The following is a 23,321-nucleotide window of genomic DNA, read 5'->3' as shown; positions in this document are numbered from 1 at the left end:
GACGAACCGGTCCTCTCCCTCGGGAGGGGGCCGGTTCGTCGTGCTGGTGGTCCGGGCTCAGCGCCAGCGGTACAGGTCGCGCAGCAGGGCGATCTCGGCGCCGTGGTGGGCGAGCTCGTCGGTGGCGTGGACCAGCAGGTCGGCCCAGCTGGAGTCGGCGTACGGCCCCCAGGCCGGGCCGAGCGGTCGCCAGATCCCCTCCTCCCCCAGGTCGGTCATCGCCGCCCGGAACGCGGTCGCGGCGACCTCCAGGTCCCGCAGCGCCGATCCGACGTCGCCGTGCCACTGCAGCCCGGACACGGTCAGCGGACGCCCGGGTGGGGACTGCGCCAGGTAGTCGGCGAAGCAGCCGGAGGCCAGGTGCCACAGCCGCCAGGCGATCGTGGTGACCGGCGCGGGGTCCGGCGCCGGGTCGGCCCAGTCCGTGGCCCAGGTCCCGTCGTCGCCGCGGCGCACCGACCAGGCGCCGTCCACCGGCTCGTCGAGGTACTCGGTGTCGCCCAGGCCGGCCAGCCGCTGGTCCAGCCGGGCGTGTGCGTCGTCCCAGCCCCGGAGCAGCACCGGGAGCACGTGTCCGGTCATGCCCTCGGACCGTAGGGCGACCCGCCCCTGTTCGGGGGCGCGCCCGGCCTCACATGGTGGTCCGGCGGCCCGTGCGGGGCATGTACCGCACCGGTCACGCCGTCGCGGTGGGGTGGAAACGCCCGGTTCCTAGCGTCGTCCCCGGCGCCGTCCCAGCCGGGTGGGCGCCCGCGGTCCGGCCTCGAACCAGGGATGACCTCATGACAGACACCCAGCTCCACCGCCCGGGCGCACCGGCTGCCACGCCGCCCGCCGGCGGCGCCACTGCGGCCCGGGGCGGCAGTCGGTGGATCGACCACTACGCCCCGGAGGACCCGACCTTCTGGGCCTCACCGCAGGGGAAGCCGGTCGCCCGCCGCAACCTGGTGTGGTCGGTGCTCGCGGAGAACATCGGGTTCAGCGTCTGGCAGATGTTCAGCGTCGCCACCGCCGTGCTCGCCTCGATCGGCTACGGCTTCACCAGCGACCAGCTCTTCTGGCTGGTCGCCACCGCGGGCCTGGTCGGCGCGATCATGCGGGTGCCCTACACCTTCATGCCGGCGCTGCTCGGCGGCCGCAACTGGACCGTCGTCAGCGCGGCGCTGCTGCTGGTGCCGGTGGCGATGCTCGTCACCGCCGCGACCACCGGCCAGCCCTACTGGTTCTGGGTGCTGACCGCGATCACCTGCGGCTTCGGCGGCGGCAACTTCGCCTCCTCGATGGCGAACATCTCCTTCTTCTACCCGGACAAGGAGAAGGGCTTCGCGCTCGGCCTGAACGCCGCCGGCGGCAACATCGGTGTGGCGATCATCCAGCTCGTCGGCCCGCTCGCCGTCACCGCCGGCACCATCGCGGTGATCGGCGGGAGCACCGGGACGACGGCCGGCGGCGACGCCCGGTACGTGCAGAACGTGGCGCTGATCTGGGTGCCGTTCATCGTCCTGGCCGTCGTCGGCGCCTGGTTCGGGATGAACAACCTGTCCGGAGCGAAGGCCAACATCGCCGACCAGGCCGCCATCGCCCGGCGCAAGCAGACCTGGATCATGTCCTTCCTCTACATCGGCGCGTTCGGCTCGTTCATCGGGTTCTCCGGGGCGTTCCCGCTGGTGCTGGCCAACGAGTTCGCCGCCGACACCTACCGCTACGCCTTCCTCGGGCCCCTGGTCGGCTCGCTGTCCCGGCCCTTCGGCGGGTGGCTCGCCGACCGGGTGGGCGGTGCGAAGGTCACGATCGTGACGTTCGTCGGCCAGGCCGTGGCGATCGGCGCCGCCATCGCCGCGTTGGGCGCCGGCAGCTTCGGCGGCTTCCTGGCCAGCTTCCTGGTGCTCTTCGCCGTCGTGGGCATGACCAACGGGTCGACCTACCGGATGATCCCGATCATCTACCGGGCCGAGGCCGCCGCGGCACGCGCCGCCGACTCCCCCGCGCAGGTGCTCTACCGGGCCCGGCGGGACACCGCCGCCGCCGTCGGCATCATCTCCGCGGTCGGTGCGCTGGGGGCGGTGTTCATCCCGCGGATCGTGTCCGAGTCCTACCTCGCCACCGGCAGCGTGGTGACCGCGCTGGGCGCGTTCTGCGGCTTCTACATCGCCTGCGTCGCGGTGACCTGGTTCGTCTACCTGCGCCGCGGCACGCTGATGCAGCAGGCCGGCGTCTGACCAGCTGCTCCCGGCCGCTCCGCCCCTGCTCCGGGGGCGGGGCGGCCTCCTGCTGCCCCGCCGTGGTGAGACGCGGCCGCCGCCAGGTGCAGCACTGCCCGCGGCGGGCCATGATCACCGCGTGAGGGAACCCATCGGCGATGAGCGCGTGCCCGGCCGGGACCTGGTCGAGACCGGGGAGCTGGTCGCCGGGTCGATGACCCGGGCCGTCGCCGGGCTGCTGTTCGAGCCCGACTCCAGCCCGCTGCGGCTGGACGAGCGGCTCGCCTCCTGCCTCCGCGACGCCGCCACCTCCGCCGCCGAGCTGCCGCTGACCTGGGAGCGCGCCCGGGCCGGCGCCGTCCTGGCCTTCGCCGCGGAGCTGTCGGTCACCCGCGCCCACCAGGGCCGCCCGGTGCGCAGCGACGGCTTCTTCAGCGTGAGCACCGCGGCCCGGTCGGCCGCCGAGCGGCTGGTCGAGGACGTCGTCCAGGCCGCGCGGCGGACCACCGAGGAGCGCCGGGTGCGGCACCTGGGCTACCTGGTCGCCGAGGTGGTCGTCTCCCCCGACATCGACGTGGCGCTGGCCGCCCGGGCGCTGCAGCTGGCCGAGTCGTGCAGCTGGCGGCAGCTGGTCTACCTCGCCGCCGTGGGCCGGCGCGACCGGACCCCGCTGCCGCTGGGCGCCCTGGAGGACGAACCGCTCGGCTGGCGGGCGTGGGGTGCCCGGGAGGACGTCACGGACCTGCAGGGAAGCGGGCTGCTCGACCCGGCACCGGTCGTCTCCCGCCCCGGCGCCGTCCGGCCCCGGCTGCGCCCGACCGACCTGCGGCTGACCCGCCGCGGGGTGCTGGTGCACCGGCTGCTGGCGCTGGACTTCGTCCGCGAGGACGACGTCGCCGCCGCCCTCGCCGACCTCGAGCTGCCGCCCGCCTGATCTCGCCCCCCTGATCTCGGCCACCAGGTGACCGCCGTCGCGACCGGGTCAGCCCGCGGACCGCGCGTAGGCCACCGGCGTCGTCGCGATCATCCGGCGGAAGTGCCGGGTCAGGTGCGACTGGTCGGCGAACCCGGCGGCGCCGGCCACCTCGGCGGCGGGCATCCCGTCGAGCAGCAGCCGCCGGGCCAGGTCGACCCGCCGGCCGGTCAGGTAGCGGTGCGGCGGCAACCCGTGCCGCCGGGTGAACGCCCGGACGACGTGGGTGGCGGAGACGCCGAACAGCGCTGCTGCCTCGTCCAGCGCCAGCCCCTCGGCCACCCGGGCGTCCAGCAGGTCGCGCACCCGGTCGGCCAGGACGTCGTCGCGCACCTCGGGCGGCGACGCCACGGCGCGGTCCAGGTGCTGACCGAGCCGCTCCTGCACGAACGCCCACCGGCTCTGCGCCTCCAGCGCATCACCCCCGGGCCGCAGCGCGGCGTGCAGCGCGGAGAGCCGGGATCGCAGCGCGTCGTCGCCGAACGCCGGCTGGTCGACGGCCACGCCGACCCGGTCGGCGCCGAGGGTGTCGGCGGCCAGGTAGAGCACCCGCTTGCGGAACCCGCCGGGCGACTGCGCCCGGCCGTCGTGCGGCACGCCCGGCGGCAGCAGGGTCACCTCGGCCCGGGAGGCGCCGTGGGCGTGCCGGTCCAGGTCGTAGCGGACCACCCCGTCGTCGACCAGCAGCAGCGTCCAGGAGTCGTGGGTGTGCGCGGGGTAGACGTGGTCGGTGAAGTGGGCGTGGAAGACCTCGGTCAGCCCGGGCACGTCCGGCCGCCAGGCGACCACCTCGCTCACGTCAGGAACGTACAAGACCCGGCGGACGCCGGGCCGCGACGCTGAGCAGCATGGACACCCCCGACGAGGCACCCCGCTGGGCCACGAAGATCGCCGTCCTGCTGCGGGAGGACCTCGCCCCCTGGCAGGCGCTGAACGTCACCGCGTTCCTGGTCAGCGGGATCACCGCGACCGGCCCGGAGCTGGTCGGCGAGCCGTACGAGGACGCCGACGGCACCGGGTACCTGCCGATGCTGCGCCAGCCGGTGCTCGTCCTCGCCGGGTCGGCCGAGCTGCTGCGCACCGCCCGCACCCGGGCGCTGGAGCGGTCGCTGACCCCCGCCGTCTTCACCGCCGAGCTGTTCAGCACCCCGGGTGACGTGCAGAACCGGGCCGCCGTCCGGGCGGTGGCCGGAGCCGACCTGGACCTCGTCGGGCTGGCCGTCCACGGCCCGAGGAACGCCGTCGACAAGGTCGTGAAGGGCGCCCGCATGCACCCGTGAAGGACCCCCTCGCACGCTCGCGGCGGGCCCCCTGCGAGGAGGCGGGACTACACGGTGACGACCAGGGCGCCGTCCTGGTCGGAGACCGGGAAGAGCCGCACCGGCGGCGCGGTGCTGGTGCAGGTGCCGTCGGACCAGCGGAAGGCGTACAGGTGCAGCGGGCAGACCAGCACGCCGGCGTCGGTCTGGCCGTCGGCCAGCGGCCCGCCGGAGTGCGGGCAGACCGCCTGGGTGGCGTGCAGCGACCCGTCGCGCAGCCGGAACACGGCGACCTGCACGTCACCGGCGACGAATGCCCGGCCCTCCCCCGGCGGCACGTCGTCCACCCGGCCGACCACGTGCGGCACGCCTGCTCCCCCGGCCGCCGCACCGTCGCTGACCTCGGTGGCCGGCGTGCCGGCCTCGGGCGGGGCGATGGTGGGCGCCTCCGGGGCGTCGGAGCGGATCGCGATCATCGGACCGGCACCATCGGCAGGTCGACCAGCGGCAGCGCGGTGCGGAACTGACCGGGCGTGGCCGGCTGGGCCCCGTCCTGGCCCCAGGGATCGGTGTAGGCGTCGATCGAGCTCTGCAGGCCGGCGTCGAGGTCGGCGAGGACCTCCTCGCTGCCCTCCAGCAGGACCGCCTTGATGTGGTCCAGACCGACCCGGGGCACGAAGTCGTAGGTGCGCTCGAGCCAGTTGGCGTTCTCCCGGTAGTACTGGATGAACCGGCCGCTGAGCTGCATCACCGCGGCCGGGGAGTCGACGGTGGCCAGGAGGTCGCCCTTGCGGATCGTGGCACCGGCCGCGCCGCCGACGTACACCTCCCACTTGCCGTTGCCGACCGCGACGACGCCGACGTCCTTCACGTAGGCCTCGGCACAGTTCCGCGGGCAGCCGACCACGGCCATCTTGATCTTGGCCGGGCTCTCGATGCCCTGGAAGCGGGTCTCCAGGTCGATGCCCAGCTGGGTGGAGTCACCGAGCCCGAACCGGCAGAAGTCGGTGCCCACGCAGGTCTTCACGGTGCGGAAGCTCTTGCCGTACGCGTAGCCCGAGGGCATGCCCAGGTCGGCCCACATCGCGGGCAGGTCCTCCTTGCGGACCCCGAGCAGGTCGATCCGCTGGCCGCCGGTGACCTTGACCATCGGGACCTCGTACTTCTCGGCCACGTCGGCGATCTTCCGGAGCTGGGCGGGGGTGGTCACCCCGCCCTTCATCTGCGGGACGACGGAGAACGTGCCGTCGCGCTGGATGTTGCCGTGCACCCGGTCGTTGATGAACTTGGCGTCGTTCTCCTGCTCGTACGCAGCACCCCACACCAGCCGCAGCAGCGAGGTCAGCCCCATCTTCGACTTGGCGTCCTCCTCACCGCCCGGGGCCAGGGCGGTGAAGACGGCGGAGACGCTGCGCAGCTGCTGGTCCCGGATCGCGGCGATCAGCTCCGGCTTGGACAGCGGGATGCCCGGCACGTACCAGCTCGCCGAGGCGTCCTCGGTGACATCGCCGTCGGCGGCCCACTCGACGACCTGCTTCACCAGCAGCTTGCAGGAGCCGCACCCCTTGCCGGCGCGGGTGGCGTCCATGCACCCGCCGACGCTCGTGGTGCCGGCCTTGACGGTGTCGACCAGCGCCTGCTTTGTCACCCCGTTGCAGTTGCAGACCTGCGAGTCGCCGGGCAGGTCGGCGACGCCCACCTCCGCCGCCCCGTCGGAGAGGTCGACGAGCAGCTTTATCCGCTCGGCCGGCAGCGGGGTGCCGCGGTCGAAGGCCTGGGTCAGGAAGGCGACCTTGCGGGTGTCGCCGAGCAGCGTGGCGCCGATGAGCTTGTCGTCCCGGACGACGACCGACAGGTGCACCCCGCGGCGCGGCTCGGAGATCACCAGGAACTCGTCGGTGTCCCGCTCGGGCCGGTTGACGCCCATCGTGGCGACGTCGACCCCGGCGACCTTGAGCTTCGTCGCCGTCCGGGAGCCGTGGTACTCGGCGTCCGGGTCGGTGCCGGTGAGCAGGTCGGCGAGCACCCGGGCCTGCTCCCACACCGGGGCGACCAGTCCGTAGAGCTCGCCGCGGTGCTGGGCGCACTCACCGACGGCGTAGACGTCGGGGTCGTCGGTGCGCAGCTGGTCGTCGACGACGATGCCGCGCTCGACCTCCAGGCCGCTGAGCAGCGCGACCTCGGTGACCGGGCGGATGCCGGCGGCGATGACCAGCATGTCGGCGTCGATCGCCCGGCCGTCGGCCAGGACGACGCCGCGCACCCGGTCCGGGCCGATCGCCTCGGTGGTGCGGGTGGCCAGGTGGACGACGATGCCGAGGGCCTCGACGCTGTTCTTGAGGATCGCACCGCCGTCGGGGTCCAGCTGCTGGTTCATCAGGTGGGTGCCGGCGTGCACGACCTCGACCTGCAGCCCGTGCCCCTGCAGCGCGCGGGCGGCCTCCAGGCCCAGCAGCCCGCCGCCGACGACGATGGCCCGCTCGTGCTCGGCGGCGGCCGCCAGCATCGCCCGGGTGTCGTCGATGGTGCGGAAGCCGAAGACGCCGGGGAGCAGCTGCTCGTCGGCGGTGTACAGGCCGGTCATCGGCGGGATGAACGAGCGGCTGCCGGTGGCGAGCACCAGCTGGTCGTAGGCGGTCGTCGTCCCGTCCGCGGCGTAGACGATCTTGGCGTGGGTGTCGATCCGGTCGATCCGCACCCCGGCGCGCAGCGTCACGCCCTGGTCGGCGTACCAGTCGTGGCTGTTGAGGACGATGTCGTCCTCGTGCTCCTCCCCGGCCAGGACGTGGGAGAGCATGATCCGGTTGTAGTTGCCGTGCGGCTCCTCGCCGAACACGGTGATCGCGAACTGCTCGCCGCCGCCGCGTTCGAGCACCTCCTCGACCACCCGCGCCCCGGCCATGCCGTTGCCGACCACGACCAGCCGCTGCCGGGTGTCGACGCCGTCGGCGTCGTCCATGGCGAAGTGCAGCGTGCTCACGCCTGCCGGGCGCCCGCCCAGGACCGCCGTCATCAGACCTCCACCAGACCGAGGTCGAGGACCAGCTCACCGGCGACACCGACCGGGGCGGCGGCGTGCAGCTCGACGACGGTGCCGCCGTCGAGGTCCTCCACCACCCGCAGCGGCACGTGGCAGTCGCCCTTGGCGCCGATCGGGAACCAGCGCATCGGCTGCCCGTCGCGCACCAGCAGCACGTAGACGAGCTCCTCGGTGGAGTTGCCGCCGCGGAAGTAGAGCGCCTGGGCGCTCTTGCCCTCCGGCACCTGGTAGCGCAGGGCGGGGTCCAGCGGGCCGGGTTTGCCCAGCCCCTCGCCGGTGATCGGGTAGACGCCGTGCAGGAAGCGCGGGGTGCTCTTCACGCTGGTGGTCCTCCTCCGGGATGGGGCGTGCGGGGTGTGGGCCGTCGGTGCGGCGTGCGGGCCGGGCTGCGGTTGGGTGGCCGGTGCCGGTGGCGGGAGGCGCTCCGCGGGCTCGCCGACCCGGGAGACGGCGACCGCACAGGCCTTGAAGGCCGGCATCCGGCTGGTCGGGTCCAGCGCCGGATCGGTGAGCGCGTTGGCGCTGGAGCCGCCGCCCCAGTGGAAGGGGGCGAAGACGACGTCCGGACGGATCGCGTCGGTGATCAGCGCGTGGAAGCGCGCCCGGCCGCGCCGGGTGGCGAGCTCGACGACGTCGTCCTGGGCGATGCCGAGGCTGCGGGCCAGGTCGGGGTGCAGCTCCGCCCGCGGCGTGGGCGCGACCATCTGCAGGCTGCGGGAGCGGCGGGTCTGGGTGCCGGACTGGTACTGGGCGAGCACCCGGCCGGTGGTGAGCACGTAGGGGTACTCGGCGTCGGGGCGCTCGTGGGCGTCGACCTGCTCCACCCGCCAGAACCGGGCCCGGCCGTCGGGGGTGGCGAACCGGTCGGTGAACAGCCGCGGCGTGCCGGGGTGGTCGGCGTGCGGGACCGGCCAGAAGAGGCCCTGCTCGTCGTCGATCCGCCGGTAGGTGATGCCGGAGTAGTCGGCCGGCCCACCGGCGCTGGCCCGGCCGAGCTCGGCGAAGACGGTCTCGGCGTCCCCGCTGAACCCGGCGACGCCCAGCCGGCCGGCCAGCTCGGCCAGCAGCTGCAGGTCGTCCCGGACGCCGGTGGGCGGGTCCATCGCCTTGCGGCGGCGGATCACCCGGCCCTCCAGGTTCGTCATCGTCCCCTCCTCCTCCGCCCACATGGCGCTGGGCAGCACCACGTCGGCGAGCTCGGCGGTCTCGGAGAGGAAGAAGTCGCTGACGACGAGGAAGTCCAGGTCGCGCAGCCGGCTGATCACCCGGCGGGCGTCCGGGGCGGAGACGGCGACGTTGGAGGCCATCACCAGCAGCGTGCGGACCCCACCCTCGGTGCCGAGGGCGTCGAGCAGCTCGAAGGCGCTGCGGCCGGGGCCGGGGAGGTCGTCGGGGTCGACGCCCCAGACGGCGGCGACGTGCGCCCGAGCCGCCGGGTCGGAGATCTTCCGGTAGCCGGGGAGCTGGTCGGCCTTCTGCCCGTGCTCGCGGCCGCCCTGCCCGTTGCCCTGCCCGGTGACGGTGCCCCAGCCACTGCCCTCTCGACCGGGCAGGCCGAGGGCCAGGGCGAGGTTGATCCAGGCCTGGGTGGTGTCGACGCCGCTCCGGTGCTGCTCGGCGCCCCGGGCGGTCAGGATGATCGACCGCCGTCCCCGGGCCAGGGCGAAGACCGTGCGGCGCTGCTGCTCGACCGGCACCCCGGTGAGCCGCTCCACCCGGTCGGGCCAGTAGCCCGCGACCCCGGCCCGGACGGCGTCGAAGCCGGTGGTGCGCGCGGCGACGTACGCCTCGTCGACCAGCCCCTCGGCGATCGCGATGTGCAGCAGCCCGTTGGCCAGGGCGAGGTCGGTGGCCGGCAGCGGCTGCAGGTGCAGCGAGGCGTGGCGGGCGGTGGCGGTGCGGCGCGGGTCGATGACGATGTGCTCGGCGCCGCGCGCCCGGCCGGCGTCGAACCACTGCATCGCCGGGGGCATGGTGTCGGCCGGGTTGCTGCCGACCAGCACGACGACGTCGGCCTCGGCGATGTCGGCCAGCGGGAAGGGCAGCCCGCGGTCCAGCCCGAACGCCCGGATCGCCGCACCGGCCGCCGAGGACATGCAGAACCGGCCGTTGTAGTCGATGGCGCTGGTGCGCAGCGCCACCCGGGCGAACTTGCCGAACTGGTAGGCCTGCTCGTTGGTCAGCCCGCCGCCGCCGAAGCAGCCGACGGCGTCCAGGCCGTGGTCCCGCTGGGTGGCCCGGATCGCTGCGACGACCCGGTCGAGGGCGTCTTCCCAGCTGCTCTCGACCAGCGGGCTGGTCCGGTCGGTGGGGTCGGCGCGCACCAGCGGCCGGGTGAGCCGCTCGGGGTGGTCGAGCAGCTCGGGCGCCGACCAGCCCTTGGAGCACAGGCCGCCGCGGTTGGTCGGGAAGTCGGCCGGCACCAGCGTGGCCGGGCGGTCGCCGGCGGTCATCGTGACCCCGCACTGCAGCGAGCAGTACGGGCAGTGGGTGGCGGTGGTGCGCGTGCCGACGCCGGGGGTGGGCAACGAGACGGCGGCGGACACATCCCGAGCCTGCGGGGGCCCCGTTTCCCGGTGGGGGCGCCCAGGTCAAGCTCGCGTTCCGTCGCCCTCACACCGCAGCGCCCAGGACGGTGCACCGTTCCGCCTCGCCTCCGTGACGGGGGAGGTCCTACCGTCGAGCGACGCGGTCCCGATCAACAGGCGGGTGGGAGAACGATGCGACGGTGCCTGGTCCTGGCCAACCAGACCCTCGGTGGGCCCCGCCTGCTCGAGGCGATCCAGCAGCGGATGGCCGTGCGGGAGCACGTCTTCTACGTCGTCGTCCCCGCCACGCCGGTCGCCCACCAGCAACGCGCGAGCACCGAGGACGACGCGCCGGCCGACCCCGCGCGCGCCCTGGCCACCCAGCGCCTGACCGACGCACTGGTGCAGATCCGCGGACTCGGGGCAGCCGCGGACGGCGAGGTGGGCGACGCCGATCCGCTGCAGGCCGTGCGCCTGGCGCTGCGCCGGTTCAGCGCCGACGAGATCGTGGTGTCGACGTTGCGCCGCGGGGTCTCCCGCTGGCTGCGAGCCGACCTGCCGAGCCGGCTGTCGCGCTCCTTCGACCTGCCGGTCGAGCACGTGCTGGGCGATCCGGGGCCGGACTGACGGCGCGCCGGGAGCCGAGCGCCGGGCGTCTGGTGCACGGCGTGCCCGCGGGGCAAGCTGGCCGCCGTGGACGAGCAGACGGAGCAGCGACTGGTGCAGGTGGCGACGGATGAGATGCGGGTGCCGTTCTGGGTGGTGCTCGCCGGCGTCGGCGTGGGGTCGTTCTGGACGCTGATGGGCGTGCTCGTCGGCACCCGGGTCGCCCGACGGCGCTGAGCTCTCCCCGTCCGTCCCGGCGATCCGTGCCAGTCTGAGCCGGTGTTCGAGGACGGCGGCGAGGCCCTGGCCCTGCTGATCCCGGCGATCGGTGCCGGGGTGGGCGGGCTGTTCGGCCGGCGGCTGCACCACCAGCGGCTGCGGCGCCGGATGCGCGAGGGCCGGACCGAGCTGTCCGCGCGCGCCCCGGACGGCTGGGGCCCGTCGCTGTCCCGGAACTGGCGGATCTACGTCGCGACGCCGCGGCAGGGGGAACTGGTGCTGCACCGCCGGTTCCAGCGCGGCCGGGCCGGGCACGCGGTCTCCGTGCTCGACGTGGACCCACGGACCCGTCGGCCGAGAGTCCGTGAGGCGTGGCGCATGCAGGCGGCGAGGTCCCGGGTGCTGACCGTCCGGACCACCGAGGGCCGCATCGAGCTCGCCGTCCCCGAGTACCAGGTGGCCTGGCTGCGGGACCGGCTGGCCGGCCCCGCCGGTCACGCCGCCGTCCCGGGCGCTCAGTAGCGGGAGATCTCCACCAGGTTGGCGTCCGGGTCCCGCACGTACACGCTGCGCATCTCCCCGAGCGCCCCCTGCTTGGTCACCGGGCCGACCTCGACGGGCACGCCGTGCACGGCGAGCTCCTCGCCCACCTGGTCCAGCGGGTCCTCGGTGACCAGGCAGAAGTCGGCCGTGCCGGTGCCGGCCTGTGCGGCCCGGGGTTCGAACTCGGCGCCGCGCACGTGCAGGTTGATCTTCTGCCGGCCGAACCGCAGCGCCGTCCGCCCCTCGCCGAAGGTCTCCGCGGTCATGCCGAGCACCTGCGTGTAGAAGGCGACGGTCCGGTCGAGGTCGGCGACGGTCAGCACCAGGTGGTCGATCCGGTCGATGCGCATGCGCCGGTCCTACACCCTGGGCAGCGGGCGGTGGCGCTCAGTCCCACCGGCCGCGCAGTCGCTTGGTCTCCCCGCGCTGCTTCTTCGCGGTGATCCGCCGTTCCTTGGAGCCGCGGGTCGGCTTGGTCTTGCGCCGGGCGGCCGGCGGGGGCGCGATCGCCCCGCGGAGCAGCGCGGCCAGCCTCGCCCGGGCGGCCTCCCGGTTGCGCAACTGCTGCCGGTGCTCGCTGGCGGCGATGGTCAGCACGCCGTCGACCAGCCGGTCGCCGAGCCGCTCCTCCAGCCGCCGGCGCTGGGTCTCGGTGAGCCCGGGCAGCTGCAGCGGCGACACCGCCAGCTCCACCCGGGAGTCGGCGGTGTTCACCCCCTGCCCACCCGGCCCCGAGGACCGGGAGAACCGCCACGACAGCGCCCCGGCCGGGACGACCAGACGGTCGCTCACCGGCAGGTCGCCGAACGCGTCGTCTCCAGCCACGTCGCCCAGTCTCCCGGACGGCGGACGCCGCCACGACCGAGTTCCCCCTCCGGTGCCAGACTCGGGCGGTGCCGACCCGCCGCCTCGTGCTCGTCCGCCACGCCGAGGCGGGCTCCGCCACCATCGACGCCGACCGCGCCCTGACCCCCGTCGGCGCCCAGCGGGCCACCGCGATCGGCGCGTGGCTGGCCGACAACGGCCTCGCGCCGGCGCGGGCGCTGGTCTCCCCCGCCCGCCGGACGGTGCAGACCTGGCAGCGGGCCGGCGGGGTCTCGCCCGTCCTGGACCCGCGGCTCTACGAGAACACCGTCGAGGCGCTGCTGGCGGCGGTGCGGGCGACCCCCGACGAGGTGGACGAGCTGGCGGTCGTGGGCCACAACCCGTCGATCAGCGTGCTCGCCGCGTTGCTCGACGACGGGCAGGGGGACGACGCGGCCCGGCGCGGCTCCGCGAGCGGGTTCCCGGCCGGTGGGGTGGCCGTCCTCGACCTGAGCACGCCGTTCTCCGCCGTCGGCCCCGGCGCGGCGCGGCTGTCCGCGTTCGCCGTCCCGGGCAGCGACTGAGGGTCACTGCGAGCCCACGTCCGGGTGAACGACCCGGTTCGGAGGGTGTCGCCGCCTGCACCGGCGGCCACCACTGTCGCCCGGTCGGCTGAAGCCCCCCGACTCACCTGGCCGGGTCGGTCACCGGGTGTGACGCTGGGCGGGTGACTCAGGACGCCTCGCCCCGGCTGCACCTGGTGACCGGCAACGCGGTGGAGCCCCTCGTCGAGGACGGCCCGCCGGCCGGCCACCGGCCCGCGGAGCCCGAGAACGCGGTGTTCGCCGACCTGCTCCGCCGGGCCGAGGCCCTCGACGCCCGGGCCGCCGCGGAGACCAGCTCGCGCCCGCTGCACCCGGCCGGACTGGTCGCGGTGGGGGCGGCGCTGACCGTCGTCCTCGCCCTGCTGGGCCGGCAGCAGTGGGAGCTGCCCACCCGGGCCGGCGGGTCGGTCACCGACGTCCCGCAGTCGTTGGGCACCTTCCTGGTGCTCGCCACCGCGCTGTGCGTGTGGGCCGCCGGCCGGCTGACGCGGCCGGCGGCGATCCTGCGCTCGGCCACCGCCGTCCAGACCTGGTGGGCGCTGCTGGGCGGCGCGGCCGTGGTCTCGCTGGCCGCCACCCTGTCGCTCGCCTCCTTCGCCGGCGTCGAGGGCCCGGGCGACGTCGTCGCGCGCTGTGCCGTGATCGCGGTGCCCGCCGTCCTCGCGGGGGTCGTCGCCCGGCACGACGGGCGGGCTGCCCGGGTCCGGCTCGCCCTGGGCACCGGGCTGGTCACCGTGCCGCTGTGCGGCCTGGGCTGGGCCCTGCTGTCCTCCTCCGCCCGGTCGACGGCCGGCCTGGCCGACGTCCTGGCGGTGACCGGCATCGCCGCCGCCGCCCCGCTGGCCCTCACCGTCGCCTTCGTGGCAGCCGACCGGCGGCGCCGCACTCCGAACTGACCCGGAGGAGCATGGCGGGGTGACCACCCTCGCCGAGGCTCTCCGCACCGGGGTCGTCGTGGCCGACGGGGGCCTCTCCACCGAGCTCGAGTTCCGCGGGCACGACGTCACCTCCTCGCTCTGGTCGGCCCGGCTGCTGCGCGACGACCCGGAGGCCGTCGTCGCCGCGCACGCCGCCTTCGCGCGCGCCGGCGCCCAGGTCGCCACGACCGCCAGCTACCAGGCGTCGTTCCCCGGCTTCGCCGCCGCCGGCATCGACGCGGCACAGGCCCGCACGCTGATGGCCCGCTCGGTGCAGCTGGCCCGCGACGGCCTGGCGCAGGCCGGCCAGGACGGCTGGGTGGCCGCCTCGGTCGGCCCGTACGGCGCATTCCTGGCCGACGGCTCGGAGTACACCGGTGACTACGTCGAACGCGTCTCCGTCGCCGAGCTGCGGGCGTTCCACCGGCCGCGGCTGGCCGTGCTGGCCGAGGCCGGGGCCGACGTCCTGGCCTGCGAGACGCTGCCTGCCGCCGCCGAGGTGGAGGCGCTGCTGGCCGAGCTGGCCGAGCTCGGCATGCCCGCCTGGCTGTCCCTGACCTCGACGACCGGCCCGGACGGCATCGCGCGCACCCGCCGCGGCGAGGCGCTGGCCGAGGTCTGCGCGATGGCCCGGGACGTCGAGGAGGTCATCGCCGTCGGGATCAACTGCACCGACCCGGCCGGTGTCGCCGCCGCGGTGGAGGTGGCCGCGGCCGCCAGTGGGAAGCCGGTGGTGGCCTGCCCGAACAGTGGCGAGGTGTGGGACGCCGCCGCCCGCCGGTGGACCGGCCGGCCGGGGGTCGGCGACGTGTCGGGGTGGCTGGCCGCCGGCGCCCGGCTGGTCGGTGGCTGCTGCCGGGTGCGACCGGACGACGTCCGCGCGATCGCCGACGCCGTCCGGTAGCCCGCTCGTGGTCCCGGTCTGAGGCGCTACAGGATCGGGCGGCCGCCGGTGACGGCGATCCGAGCGCCGGAGACGTAGCTCGACTCGTCGCTGGCCAGCAGCACGTACACCGGCGCCAGCTCGGCCGGCTGGGCAGCACGGCCCAGCGGGGTGTTGCCGCCGAAGCTGGCCACCTTCTCCGCGGGCATGGTGGAGGGGATCAGCGGCGTCCACACCGGCCCGGGCGCGACGCTGTTGGCGCGGATGCCCTTCTCCCCCAGCAGCTGGGCCATGCTGGCGGTGAAGTTGGCGATCCCGGACTTGGTCATCGCGTACGGCGCCAGGGTGGGGCTCGGGTTGTCCGAGTTCACCGACGACGAGTTGATGATCGAGGCGCCCGGCTGCATGTGCGGCACGGCATCGCGGATCAGGGTGAACATCGCGGTCAGGTTCAGCGCGAGGGTGTGGTCCCACTCCTCGTCGGTGATCTCGTCCAGCGACTCGTGGTTCATCTGGAAGGCCGCGTTGTTGACGAGCACGTCGATCCCGCCGAGCTCCTCGATGGCCGTGGGGATGATCGTCTTGGCGTGCGCCCGGTCGGCGAGGTCCCCGGGCACGAGCACGCACGTCCGGCCGGCGTCCTCGACGTACTTGGCCGTCTCCTGCGCGTCCTCGTGTTCTTCGAGGTAGGCGATCAGGACGTCGGCGCCCTCGCGTGCGAAGGCGATCGCGACCGCGCGGCCGATGCCGCTGTCGCCGCCGGTGATCACGGCACGCTTCCCGGTCAGCTTCCCGGAGCCGCGGTAGCTCTCCTCGCCGTGGTCGGGCTTGGGGTCCATCTGACCGAGCGTGCCGGGCGGGGTCTGCTGCTGCTCGGGCTGGGACTCGGGCCGGGGTGAGGTCACGGTGGTTCCTCCTGCGAGGTCAGGGCGGCGGCACCCCCGCGCTCTGCTCACGCGACCGACGCACCTCCGCGCCGGCCCGGTGCCGCGTCGCGCTCGCGCCTACCCCTGCGGCGGACCCGCGAACCGAACCCCGCGATCGTCAGGCGGCGCGGCTGGTCACCCCGGTCCCGTTGCCGGGGAAGGCCACGACGGCGCTGCCCGGACGGTCCCACCGCATCTCCAGGTGACGACGGCCGGCGCCGTCCACGACGGGCACCCAACGACACTCCGGGCAACGACTCTCACGCATGTCCGCTCCACCTTCCGTTCACCTGTTGTTCACCCGGTGACCAGGATCGGCCGAGTCCACTCCCGCACTGAGCAGTCGTGACCGAACTGTGACCTGGACCGCACAGGAACGGGGGTCGGCGGCGTCCGTGCGGGAACGTCCGGGGCGTCGGGCACGCTGTTCCTCACGATGACGCTCTCTCCTGCCGGTACCGACTCGACCCCGGCCGACTCCCCCGCCGCCGCGCTGCCCTCCCCGGACGCACCGCCGCTGATCGCCGACCCGAGCGACCTCTCGTCGCTGTTCGCCCTGGGCGACGACCCGGACGCGGTGTTCACCCGGTTCGCCGAGTGGGCGCAGGCGTCGGGCACGACGCTGTACCCCGCACAGGAGGAGGCGCTGATCGAGCTGGTCAGCGGCGCCAACGTCGTCCTCGCCACCCCGACCGGGTCGGGCAAGTCGCTGGTGGCCACCGGCGCCCAGTACGCAGCGCTGGCCACCGACCGGGTGAGCTTCTACACCGCGCCGATCAAGGCGCTGGTGAGCGAGAAGTTCTTCGCCCTGTGCGGGGTCTTCGGCGCGGAGAACGTCGGCATGCTCACCGGCGACGCGAGCGTCAACGCCGACGCCCCGATCATCGCCTGCACCGCCGAGGTGCTGGCCAACATCGCGCTGCGCGAGGGGCCGGACGCCGACATCGGCCTGGTCGTCATGGACGAGTTCCACTTCTACGGCGACCCCGACCGCGGCTGGGCCTGGCAGGTGCCGCTGATCGAGCTGCCGAAGGCACAGTTCCTGCTGATGAGCGCCACCCTCGGCGACGTCACCGCCCTCCAGGAGGACCTCACCCGGCGCACCGGCCGGCCCACCGCGCTGGTCGCCCACGCCGAGCGGCCGGTGCCGCTGCACCACTACTACGCGACGACGCCGATGCACGAGACGATCCAGGAGCTGCTGGACACCCGGCAGGCGCCCGTCTACGTCGTCCACTTCACCCAGGCCTCGGCGCTGGAACGCGCCCAGGCGCTGATGAGCGTGAACGTCTCCACCAAGGAGGAGAAGCAGGCGATCGCCGACCTGATCGGCGGCTTCCGGTTCTCCTCCGCCTTCGGGACGACGCTGTCCCGGCTGGTGCGGCACGGCATCGGCGTCCACCACGCCGGGATGCTGCCCAAGTACCGGCGGCTGGTCGAGCAGCTGGCCCAGGCCGGGCTGCTGAAGGTCATCTGCGGCACCGACACCCTCGGCGTGGGCATCAACGTGCCGATCCGCACGGTGGTGTTCTCCGCGCTGAGCAAGTACGACGGCACCCGCACGCGGCTGCTCTACGCCCGGGAGTTCCACCAGATCGCCGGGCGGGCAGGGCGGGCCGGCTACGACACCGCCGGCACCGTCGTCGTGCAGGCGCCCGAGCACGAGGTGGAGAACCTCAAGCAGTTCGCCAAGGTCGCCGACGACCCGAAGAAGCGCCGCAAGCTGGTGCGCCGCAAGGTCCCCGAGGGCATGGTCCCGTGGAGCGAGTCGACCCAGCAGCGGCTGATCAACGCCGACCCCGAGCCGCTGAGCAGCCACTTCCGGGTCTCGACCGGGATGGTGCTCAACGTGCTGGCCCGGCCGGGCGACCCGGTGGCGGCGATGCGGCACCTGCTCACCGACAACCACGAGCCCCGGTCACGGCAGCTCAAGCACGTCCGCGAGGTGATCGGCATCGCCCGGTCGCTGATCACCGCCGGGGTGATCGAGCGGCTCGAGGTCCCCGAGCCCGACGGCCGCAGATACCGGCTGACCCTGGACCTGCCGCCGGACTTCCAGCTCAACCAGCCGCTGTCGACGTTCGCGCTGGCCGCCATCGGGCTGCTCACCCCCGGCCCGGACGCCGAGGGCAACGACACCTACGCCCTGGACGTCGTCTCGGTGATCGAGGCGACGCTGGACGACCCCCGGCAGATCATCTCCGCGCAGCTGAACAAGGCCAAGGGCGAGGCCGTGGCCCAGATGAAGGCCGAGGGGATCGAGTACGAGGAGCGGATGGAGCTGCTCGAGGAGATCACCTACCCCAAGCCGCTGGAGGAGCTGCTCGACCACGCGTTCGAGGTCTACTCCGCCGGCAACCCGTGGGCGCGCGACGCGCAGCTCTCCCCCAAGTCCGTGGTGCGGGACATGTGGGAGCAGGCGATGACGTTCCGCGAGCTGGTGAACCACTACGGGCTCACCCGCTCCGAAGGCGCAGTGTTGCGCTACCTGTCCGACGCGTTCAAGGCGCTGCGGTCCGGAGTGCCCGCCGACGCCCGCACCGAGGAGGTCACCGACATCGTCGAGTGGCTGGGCGAGCTGGTGCGCCAGGTCGACTCCTCGCTGCTGGACGAGTGGGAGCAGCTGACCAGCGCCGACCAGCCGCTGGACGCCCCGGTCGCCGTCCCGGCCCGCCCGCGCCCGCTGACCGGCAACGAGCGGGCCTTCACCGCGATGATCCGCAACGCCCTGTTCCGCCGGGTCGAGCTCATCGCCCGGCGGCGCTGGTACGACCTGGGCGAGCTGGACGCCGGCTCCGGCTGGGACGCCGACCGGTGGGGCGAGGTGGTGCAGGCGTACTTCGCCGAGCACGCCGACCTCAACACCGGCGGTGACGCCCGCGGCCCGGCGCTGCTGATCGTGGACAAGTCCGACCCGCGACTGTGGCAGGTACGGCAGATCCTCGACGACCCGGCCGGGGACCACGACTGGGGCTTCGACGCCGAGATCGACCTGGACGCCTCCGACGAGGAGGGCGTCCTGGTCATGCGCCTGCTCGACGCCGGCCGCAAGGACTGAGGAAGGACCCCGTCCTCAGTCCTTGCGAGCTCGGGACGAGCCTCTGGACGGGGCCGGGCGGCGGAAGGTCGGGCCGGGGGGCGGTGGGACGACGGCGGCCGGGTCGCGGCGCCGGCGGAGCTCCAGCGCCAGGCTCTCCTCCCCGCGGGCCATCGCCCACCGGTGGTTGGCCTCGAACGCCGGGCGCAGCAGCCAGCTGAGCCGGGCCAGCAGCGGCTTGGCCGCACGCACCTGCCAGTCGTAGGTGATCACCACCTCGGGACCCTCCTGCGCGAAGGTCCACCGGCCGCTGCCCGCCAGGTCCCCCACCGCGGTGAGGGCGAACCCGTCGTCGGTCATCGTCTCGGTGATCCGCAGCGTCCAGCGCAGCGTGTACGGCGCCCAGCCCGTGGTGAACACCTCCACCGTGCGCCCCACGCCGTCCGGCCCGCCGTCGGCGACCGGGACCACGTCGAGGTAGACGGCCGGCCACCACCGGGGCAGTGCGGCGCTGTCGCTGAGCACTGCGCGCACCTCGGCGATCGTGCCGGGCACCCGCCAGACGGTGACGAAGCCGTACGAGGGCGGGTGGCGGGGCACAGCTGGCACTCTGCTCACCCGCGCGGGAGCTGTCCATGCCCGGGGCAGGCAGGGGGGCTCGGCGCGACCGACCCGGACGGGTGATCCAGGTCCTGCCCCCGGACGCCGAAGAAATGGGTGGACGCTCCGGCGAGCAGGGCCGGGCTCGAGGACGAGGACGGCCATGCCCCCACCCCCGGCGACGCGCTGGTCGGTCTTCCGTCGTCCCGCCGATCTCGTCGAACGCACCCGCTGGCTCTTCGGCGCCGCCGCCCTGGTCTCCCTCGTGCTCACCTCGCTGGCAGCCGTCCCCGGGGCGGAGACCTGGCAGCTGGCGGCGATCACCGGGGCCGTGGCGGCCCTGGTCACGTCGTGGCTGCACCGCTACGCCACGGCCCGTGCGCCGATCGCCCTGGACCTCCTCGAAGCCGTCGCCGTCTGCGCGCTCGCGCTCGCCTCGCCGGTGCCGGCGGCGGCCCTCAGCGTCACCTTCTCCGGAGTGTGGTTCCGCGCCGTCTACGGACGCACCTGGGAGACCTGGGCCTACACAGCCGCCCAATGCGCCGGCCTGGTCTCCGCCCTCGCGCTGTGGCAGGTCGTCCCCGGGCACGCCGGCGCCGCCCCGGCGGCACCGCTGCTCGGCGCGCTGCCGATCGCCCCGCTGCTGGCCGTGGTCGCCCGACACCTCGCCCTGGTGCTGCAGGAGCACCAGCTGGCACAGGCCTGGGACGCCACGCTCGCCCGGCTGGTGGGCCAGCTGCTCGGGGTCACCGACGTCGAGCAGATCCGCCAGCGCGGCTGGGAGGCCGTCGAGCACATCTGCCGGCTCACCCCCGGGCTGTCCGTGGTCCTCGTCGAGGACGACGGTGCGCTCCTGGTCGTGCAGCGGTCTGCCGGCTCGGTCCGGCAGCTGCCCCCCACCCTCAACCGCACCCCGGCCGCCGCCGGCCTGGCCGCGGCTGCCGTCGCGCACCAGCCCTGGCGCATCACACCGCCGCGGCAGCTCGTGGCCTGCACCGGAGGGGCGGGCAGCTGGGCGGCGATCCCGATGCCGGACGAGCCGGGCCGGCACCTGCTCCTGGGCGGCCGGTACCTGCGCCCGGAGGGCATGGTCGCCATCCAGTCGCTGGTGAACCAGGTGTCCCTGGCTGTGCGGGCGACCAGCGCGCACCGCGAGCTGGAGGTGCAGGCGCGCACCGATGCCCTCACGGGCCTGGCGAACCGCAGCAGCTTCTCCGCTGCCCTGGCGGCAGCGACCGCCGGCCCCGCCGGCGACCCGTGGGTGCTGTTCGTCGACCTGGACGACTTCAAGCCGGTCAACGACCAGCTGGGGCACGCGGCAGGCGACGAACTCCTGCGCGCCGTGGGCGCACGGCTGGCCGGGGTGGTCCGCGCGCCTGGGCTGTGCGCCCGGCTGGGCGGCGACGAGTTCGCCGTCCTGGTGCACGCCGCAGGCGCCGGCGAGGCCGAGACCCTGGGCCGGCGGCTGGTCGAGGTGGCCTCGGCGCCGGTGCAGCTGGTCGCCGGGACGGCGCGGGTCGGGGCGAGCGTCGGGGCCGCGTGCGTGCTGCCCGGCGTCTCCTGGACCAGCACCCTGCAGCAGGCCGACCTGGCGATGTACGCGGCCAAGGCGGCGGGCAAGAACCGGGTGCAGGTCGCCGGCTCCGCACCGCCGGTCACCACCGGGGCGCTCACCCGCGCCTGACCGCCGTGCGCGGGCTCACACGAGCCCGCTGTGACACCCTCGCGCCGATGCGGGCATGACGGTGTGGGAGATGATCGCGGTGGCCGCCGCCGGACTGGCCGCGGGCAGCATCAACGCCGTCGTCGGCTCCGGCACGCTGGTCACCTTCCCCGTGCTGCTGGCCATCGGGCTGCCGCCGGTGACCGCGACCATCACCAACTCCCTGGGCCTGGTGCCCGGCAACCTGACCGGTGCGATCGGCTACCGCCGGGAGCTGCACGGACAGCGCCGGCTGCTGCTCCAGCTGCTGCCGGCCTCGGTGCTGGGTGCGCTCACCGGCGCGTTCCTGCTGCTGCACCTGCCCGCCTCGGCCTTCGAGGCGATCGTGCCGGTGCTGATCGGGCTGGCCGTCGTGCTGGTCGCCGTCCAGCCCCTGCTGCAGCGCCGGCTGGCCGCCCGGCGGGCCCGGGCGGGCACCGTCGAGGAGGAGCAGGGTATCGGCCGCGGCCGGCTGGCGGCGCTCTTCGCCGGCGCATACACCACCGGCACCTACGGCGGCTACTTCGCCGCGAGCCAGGGGGTGCTGCAGATCGGCATCTTCGGGCTGCTGCTCCGCGAGCCGCTGCACCGGCTCAACGCGATCAAGAACGTGCTGACCCTCGCCGTCAACGCCGTGGCGGCGCTGGCCTACGTGGTCGTGGCGACGGAGCGGATCGACTGGGGCGTGGCCGCGCTGGTGGCCGGCGGCGCGCTGGTCGGCGGGTACGTCGGATCGACGCTGGGCCGGCGACTGCCCACGGCGCTGCTGCGCGGCGCGATCGTGGTGCTCGGGGTGACCGCCATCTGGGTGCTGCTGCGCCGATGAGCGTGCTGGAGTTCGGGCTCCTCGTGCTGGCCGGCCTGGGGGCCGGGCTGATCGGCAGCATCGCCGGCCTGGCCTCCCTGATCAGCTACCCCGCGCTGCTGGCCACCGGCCTGTCGCCGGTGGCGGCCAACGTGACCAACACCGTGGCCCTGGTGCTCAGCGGGGTCGGCGCAGTGAGCGCGTCGCGACCGGAGCTGACCGGTCAGCGTGCCCGGCTCCTCCGGCTGGGGCCTGTCGGACTGCTCGGCGGCGTCGTCGGGGCGGTGCTGCTGCTGTCCACCCCGAGCGGGGCGTTCGAGAAGCTGGTGCCCTTCCTCATCGCCGGAGCGGCCGTCGCCATCCTGGTCCAGCCGCCGCCCCGGGAGCTGGCCGCCGAGGGGGCGGCGGGGCGCCCGGCTCGCGACCACTGGGGCCTGGTCGTGGGCACCTTCGCCGCCTCCGTCTACGCCGGGTACTTCGGGGCTGCCGCCGGAGTGCTGCTGCTGGCGGTGTACCTGCTGGTCACCGGGGAGGGCGTGCCGCGCAGCAACGCGCTGAAGAACGTCGTCCTGGGCCTCGCCAACGGGGTGGCCGCGCTGGGCTATGCCTTCTTCGCCGACGTCGCGTGGGTGGCCGCGCTCCCCCTGGCCATCGGCTTCCTGCTCGGCGGCCGACTCGGCCCGCGGGTGGTGCGCCGGGTGCCGCAGACACTGCTGCGCCGGCTCATCGCCGTGGCCGGGCTGGCCCTCGCCGTCCACCTCGGGTTCGACGCCTTCAGCTGAGTTTCCGGTGGTGCACCGCCGTTCCGGCGGCCAGGCTGGCCAGGCGCGGTCCCCCGCCCTCGGACAGGAGCAGACATGAACGGCCCCACCCCGGCGTCACAGCGGTTCAGCGCCGCACTGGCTCAGCTGCCCCCGCCCGAGCTGCGCGGGCCGGAGCTGCTCGGCGTCCGGCTCGCCCAGGCCTGCGTGGCCGCCCTGCCCGTCGACGGAGCGGGCCTGAGCATCCACGACGTGCACGGCCGGCGGACGCCGATCGGCGCCAGCGACCCCGCGGCCTCCCGGGCCGAGCGCCTGCAGTTCACCCATGGCGCGGGCCCCTGCCTGCGGGCGCACGACGACGGCCACGCCATCGCCTTCGACGCGGCGGACATCGCCCGGAACTGGCCGGACCTGCACGGCTCGCTGGTCGGCGAGACGCCCTTCCGCGGCGTCCTGTCGGTGCCGCTGCCCCCGCCGCTGGGGCCCCTGGTCGTCCTCGACCTCTGGGTGCGCGACCTCGCCTCGCTGTCGGCCACCGACCGGGACGACGTCGCGCAGGTCACCGAGGCACTGACCCGCGCCATGGCGGCCACCGTGACCGGCGCACCGGCGACGGGTGCCCGGCGCAGCTGGTGGGACACACCGGACGCGTCGAGCCGGGCGAAGGTCTGGCAGGCGACCGGCATGGTGAACGTCGCCCTCAGCCTGGACACCGGCGACGCCCTGGCCGTCCTCCGGGCGCACGCCTTCGCCACCGGCCGGGTCGTGGACGACGTCGCCGACGACCTCGTGACCGGCAGGCTGTCGCTGGCCGAGCTGCGGACCGCAGGCACCGGCGCCGGCACCTGACCCAGAGCAGCGCGGCGCGGTCAGCGGGGGCAGAGCTGACCGGGCCGTGTGCGGCGAGAACTG

General features: G+C 74.6%; 23 protein-coding genes. 14 read left to right on the top strand and 9 right to left on the bottom strand.

Annotated features, from left to right (window positions below; translation table 11 throughout):
* Nucleotides 1-57: 57 nt before the first annotated feature.
* Nucleotides 58-582, bottom strand: a complete 525-nt coding sequence (locus O2W18_RS20185) for a DinB family protein (protein ID WP_269189205.1) — start codon at nt 580-582, stop codon at nt 58-60.
* A 200-nt stretch (nt 583-782) separates the two neighbouring features.
* Between O2W18_RS20185 and O2W18_RS20180 the strand changes: the two genes are divergently transcribed.
* Both O2W18_RS20180 and O2W18_RS20175 read left to right on the top strand, forming a co-directional pair.
* Nucleotides 783-2,219, top strand: coding sequence for an MFS transporter (locus O2W18_RS20180; RefSeq protein ID WP_269189204.1), 1,437 nt, complete (start codon nt 783-785; stop codon nt 2,217-2,219).
* A gap of 121 nt (nt 2,220-2,340) precedes the next feature.
* Entirely contained in the window at nt 2,341-3,135 is a 795-nt protein-coding gene (locus tag O2W18_RS20175) for a hypothetical protein (RefSeq protein ID WP_269189203.1), read from the top strand.
* 48 nt (nt 3,136-3,183) lie between these two features.
* On the opposite strand, the gene O2W18_RS20170 is transcribed toward O2W18_RS20175, so the two are convergent.
* Nucleotides 3,184-3,972 (bottom strand): AraC family transcriptional regulator, encoded by a 789-nt coding sequence (locus O2W18_RS20170; RefSeq protein WP_269189202.1) that lies wholly within the window; start codon nt 3,970-3,972, stop codon nt 3,184-3,186.
* Between the two features lie 50 nt (nt 3,973-4,022).
* On the opposite strand from O2W18_RS20170, the gene O2W18_RS20165 reads away from it, so the two are divergent.
* The gene (locus tag O2W18_RS20165) at nt 4,023-4,454 is read left to right on the top strand and encodes a DUF2000 domain-containing protein (protein ID WP_269189201.1); all 432 of its coding nucleotides are present in this window, start codon (nt 4,023-4,025) and stop codon (nt 4,452-4,454) included.
* 47 nt (nt 4,455-4,501) lie between these two features.
* On the opposite strand, the gene O2W18_RS20160 is transcribed toward O2W18_RS20165, so the two are convergent.
* From O2W18_RS20160 to O2W18_RS20150, 3 genes are read right to left on the bottom strand one after another with little or no spacing between them, the layout of a single operon-like run.
* Nucleotides 4,502-4,909, bottom strand: a complete 408-nt coding sequence (locus tag O2W18_RS20160; RefSeq protein ID WP_269189200.1) for a Rieske (2Fe-2S) protein — start codon at nt 4,907-4,909, stop codon at nt 4,502-4,504.
* Nucleotides 4,906-7,446, bottom strand: coding sequence for a nitrite reductase large subunit NirB (gene nirB / locus O2W18_RS20155; RefSeq protein WP_269189199.1), 2,541 nt, complete (start codon nt 7,444-7,446; stop codon nt 4,906-4,908). Before nirB ends, O2W18_RS20160 begins: the two co-directional genes overlap by 4 nt.
* On the bottom strand, nt 7,446-10,019 hold the full coding sequence (locus O2W18_RS20150) for a molybdopterin oxidoreductase family protein (protein WP_269189198.1): 2,574 nt from the start codon (nt 10,017-10,019) through the stop codon (nt 7,446-7,448). The genes nirB and O2W18_RS20150 overlap by 1 nt, the downstream gene beginning before the upstream one ends.
* 174 nt (nt 10,020-10,193) lie before the next feature.
* Between O2W18_RS20150 and O2W18_RS20145 the strand changes: the two genes are divergently transcribed.
* From O2W18_RS20145 to O2W18_RS20135, 3 genes are all read left to right on the top strand, one after another.
* A complete protein-coding gene (locus O2W18_RS20145; RefSeq protein ID WP_269189197.1) occupies nt 10,194-10,628 on the top strand; it encodes a hypothetical protein in 435 nt (144 codons plus the stop codon).
* A 66-nt stretch (nt 10,629-10,694) separates the two neighbouring features.
* Nucleotides 10,695-10,844, top strand: a complete 150-nt coding sequence (locus O2W18_RS20140) for a hypothetical protein (protein WP_269165494.1) — start codon at nt 10,695-10,697, stop codon at nt 10,842-10,844.
* Between the two features lie 42 nt (nt 10,845-10,886).
* Nucleotides 10,887-11,348, top strand: a complete 462-nt coding sequence (locus O2W18_RS20135) for a hypothetical protein (protein WP_269189196.1) — start codon at nt 10,887-10,889, stop codon at nt 11,346-11,348.
* On the opposite strand, the gene O2W18_RS20130 is transcribed toward O2W18_RS20135, so the two are convergent.
* Together O2W18_RS20130 and arfB are read right to left on the bottom strand one after the other, a co-directional pair.
* Complete coding sequence (locus tag O2W18_RS20130) at nt 11,342-11,719, bottom strand: VOC family protein (RefSeq protein ID WP_269189195.1); 378 nt, start codon at nt 11,717-11,719, stop codon at nt 11,342-11,344. The genes O2W18_RS20135 and O2W18_RS20130 overlap by 7 nt on opposite strands.
* Nucleotides 11,720-11,756: 37 nt before the next feature.
* Entirely contained in the window at nt 11,757-12,194 is a 438-nt protein-coding gene (arfB, locus tag O2W18_RS20125) for an alternative ribosome rescue aminoacyl-tRNA hydrolase ArfB (RefSeq protein WP_269189194.1), read from the bottom strand.
* 68 nt (nt 12,195-12,262) lie between these two features.
* Here arfB and O2W18_RS20120 point away from each other — a divergent pair, with 68 nt between their 5' ends.
* From O2W18_RS20120 to mmuM, 3 genes are all read left to right on the top strand, one after another.
* The gene (locus O2W18_RS20120; RefSeq protein ID WP_269189193.1) at nt 12,263-12,757 is read left to right on the top strand and encodes a SixA phosphatase family protein; all 495 of its coding nucleotides are present in this window, start codon (nt 12,263-12,265) and stop codon (nt 12,755-12,757) included.
* 143 nt (nt 12,758-12,900) lie between these two features.
* A complete protein-coding gene (locus tag O2W18_RS20115; protein WP_269189192.1) occupies nt 12,901-13,674 on the top strand; it encodes a hypothetical protein in 774 nt (257 codons plus the stop codon).
* Nucleotides 13,675-13,693: 19 nt separating this feature from the next.
* Nucleotides 13,694-14,599, top strand: coding sequence for a homocysteine S-methyltransferase (gene mmuM / locus O2W18_RS20110; protein WP_269189191.1), 906 nt, complete (start codon nt 13,694-13,696; stop codon nt 14,597-14,599).
* A gap of 26 nt (nt 14,600-14,625) precedes the next feature.
* Here mmuM and O2W18_RS20105 read toward each other — a convergent pair whose 3' ends face one another.
* Nucleotides 14,626-15,483, bottom strand: coding sequence for an SDR family oxidoreductase (locus O2W18_RS20105; RefSeq protein WP_269189190.1), 858 nt, complete (start codon nt 15,481-15,483; stop codon nt 14,626-14,628).
* A gap of 457 nt (nt 15,484-15,940) precedes the next feature.
* Here O2W18_RS20105 and O2W18_RS20100 point away from each other — a divergent pair, with 457 nt between their 5' ends.
* The gene (locus tag O2W18_RS20100) at nt 15,941-18,562 is read left to right on the top strand and encodes a DEAD/DEAH box helicase (protein ID WP_269189189.1); all 2,622 of its coding nucleotides are present in this window, start codon (nt 15,941-15,943) and stop codon (nt 18,560-18,562) included.
* A gap of 15 nt (nt 18,563-18,577) precedes the next feature.
* On the opposite strand, the gene O2W18_RS20095 is transcribed toward O2W18_RS20100, so the two are convergent.
* Nucleotides 18,578-19,141 (bottom strand): hypothetical protein, encoded by a 564-nt coding sequence (locus tag O2W18_RS20095; RefSeq protein ID WP_269189188.1) that lies wholly within the window; start codon nt 19,139-19,141, stop codon nt 18,578-18,580.
* 163 nt (nt 19,142-19,304) lie between these two features.
* On the opposite strand from O2W18_RS20095, the gene O2W18_RS20090 reads away from it, so the two are divergent.
* From O2W18_RS20090 to O2W18_RS20075, 4 genes are all read left to right on the top strand, one after another.
* Nucleotides 19,305-20,825 carry a GGDEF domain-containing protein gene (locus tag O2W18_RS20090; protein ID WP_269189187.1) on the top strand — a complete coding sequence of 507 codons (1,521 nt, stop codon included), beginning with the start codon at nt 19,305-19,307 and terminating at the stop codon, nt 20,823-20,825.
* A 55-nt stretch (nt 20,826-20,880) separates the two neighbouring features.
* Nucleotides 20,881-21,669: a sulfite exporter TauE/SafE family protein gene (locus O2W18_RS20085; protein ID WP_269189186.1), complete on the top strand. Its 789-nt coding sequence runs from the start codon at nt 20,881-20,883 to the stop codon at nt 21,667-21,669.
* Nucleotides 21,666-22,430, top strand: a complete 765-nt coding sequence (locus O2W18_RS20080) for a sulfite exporter TauE/SafE family protein (RefSeq protein WP_269189185.1) — start codon at nt 21,666-21,668, stop codon at nt 22,428-22,430. Before O2W18_RS20085 ends, O2W18_RS20080 begins: the two co-directional genes overlap by 4 nt.
* Before the next feature lie 75 nt (nt 22,431-22,505).
* A complete protein-coding gene (locus tag O2W18_RS20075; protein ID WP_269189184.1) occupies nt 22,506-23,258 on the top strand; it encodes a hypothetical protein in 753 nt (250 codons plus the stop codon).
* Nucleotides 23,259-23,321: the final 63 nt, after the last annotated feature.

It is taken from the genome of Modestobacter sp. VKM Ac-2983, assembly GCF_026967885.1.
Classification (GTDB): Bacteria; Actinomycetota; Actinomycetes; order Mycobacteriales; family Geodermatophilaceae; genus Modestobacter.
The sequence above is the reverse complement of the archived record's forward strand: the minus strand, read 5'-3'. Positions and strand labels throughout refer to the sequence as shown.

Excerpts from the sequence above, each read along its gene's own strand:
- O2W18_RS20185 (WP_269189205.1), bottom strand. The coding sequence starts at position 582 with ATGACCGGACACGTGCTCCCGGTGCTGCTCCGGGGCTGGGACGACGCA.
- O2W18_RS20180 (WP_269189204.1), top strand. The coding sequence starts at position 783 with ATGACAGACACCCAGCTCCACCGCCCGGGCGCACCGGCTGCCACGCCG.
- O2W18_RS20165 (WP_269189201.1), top strand. The coding sequence starts at position 4,023 with ATGGACACCCCCGACGAGGCACCCCGCTGGGCCACGAAGATCGCCGTC.
- O2W18_RS20160 (WP_269189200.1), bottom strand. The coding sequence starts at position 4,909 with ATGATCGCGATCCGCTCCGACGCCCCGGAGGCGCCCACCATCGCCCCG.
- nirB (WP_269189199.1), bottom strand. The coding sequence starts at position 7,446 with ATGACGGCGGTCCTGGGCGGGCGCCCGGCAGGCGTGAGCACGCTGCAC.
- O2W18_RS20145 (WP_269189197.1), top strand. The coding sequence starts at position 10,194 with ATGCGACGGTGCCTGGTCCTGGCCAACCAGACCCTCGGTGGGCCCCGC.
- O2W18_RS20130 (WP_269189195.1), bottom strand. The coding sequence starts at position 11,719 with ATGCGCATCGACCGGATCGACCACCTGGTGCTGACCGTCGCCGACCTC.
- O2W18_RS20100 (WP_269189189.1), top strand. The coding sequence starts at position 15,941 with ATGACGCTCTCTCCTGCCGGTACCGACTCGACCCCGGCCGACTCCCCC.
- O2W18_RS20090 (WP_269189187.1), top strand. The coding sequence starts at position 19,305 with ATGCCCCCACCCCCGGCGACGCGCTGGTCGGTCTTCCGTCGTCCCGCC.
- O2W18_RS20085 (WP_269189186.1), top strand. The coding sequence starts at position 20,881 with ATGACGGTGTGGGAGATGATCGCGGTGGCCGCCGCCGGACTGGCCGCG.
- O2W18_RS20080 (WP_269189185.1), top strand. The coding sequence starts at position 21,666 with ATGAGCGTGCTGGAGTTCGGGCTCCTCGTGCTGGCCGGCCTGGGGGCC.
- O2W18_RS20075 (WP_269189184.1), top strand. The coding sequence starts at position 22,506 with ATGAACGGCCCCACCCCGGCGTCACAGCGGTTCAGCGCCGCACTGGCT.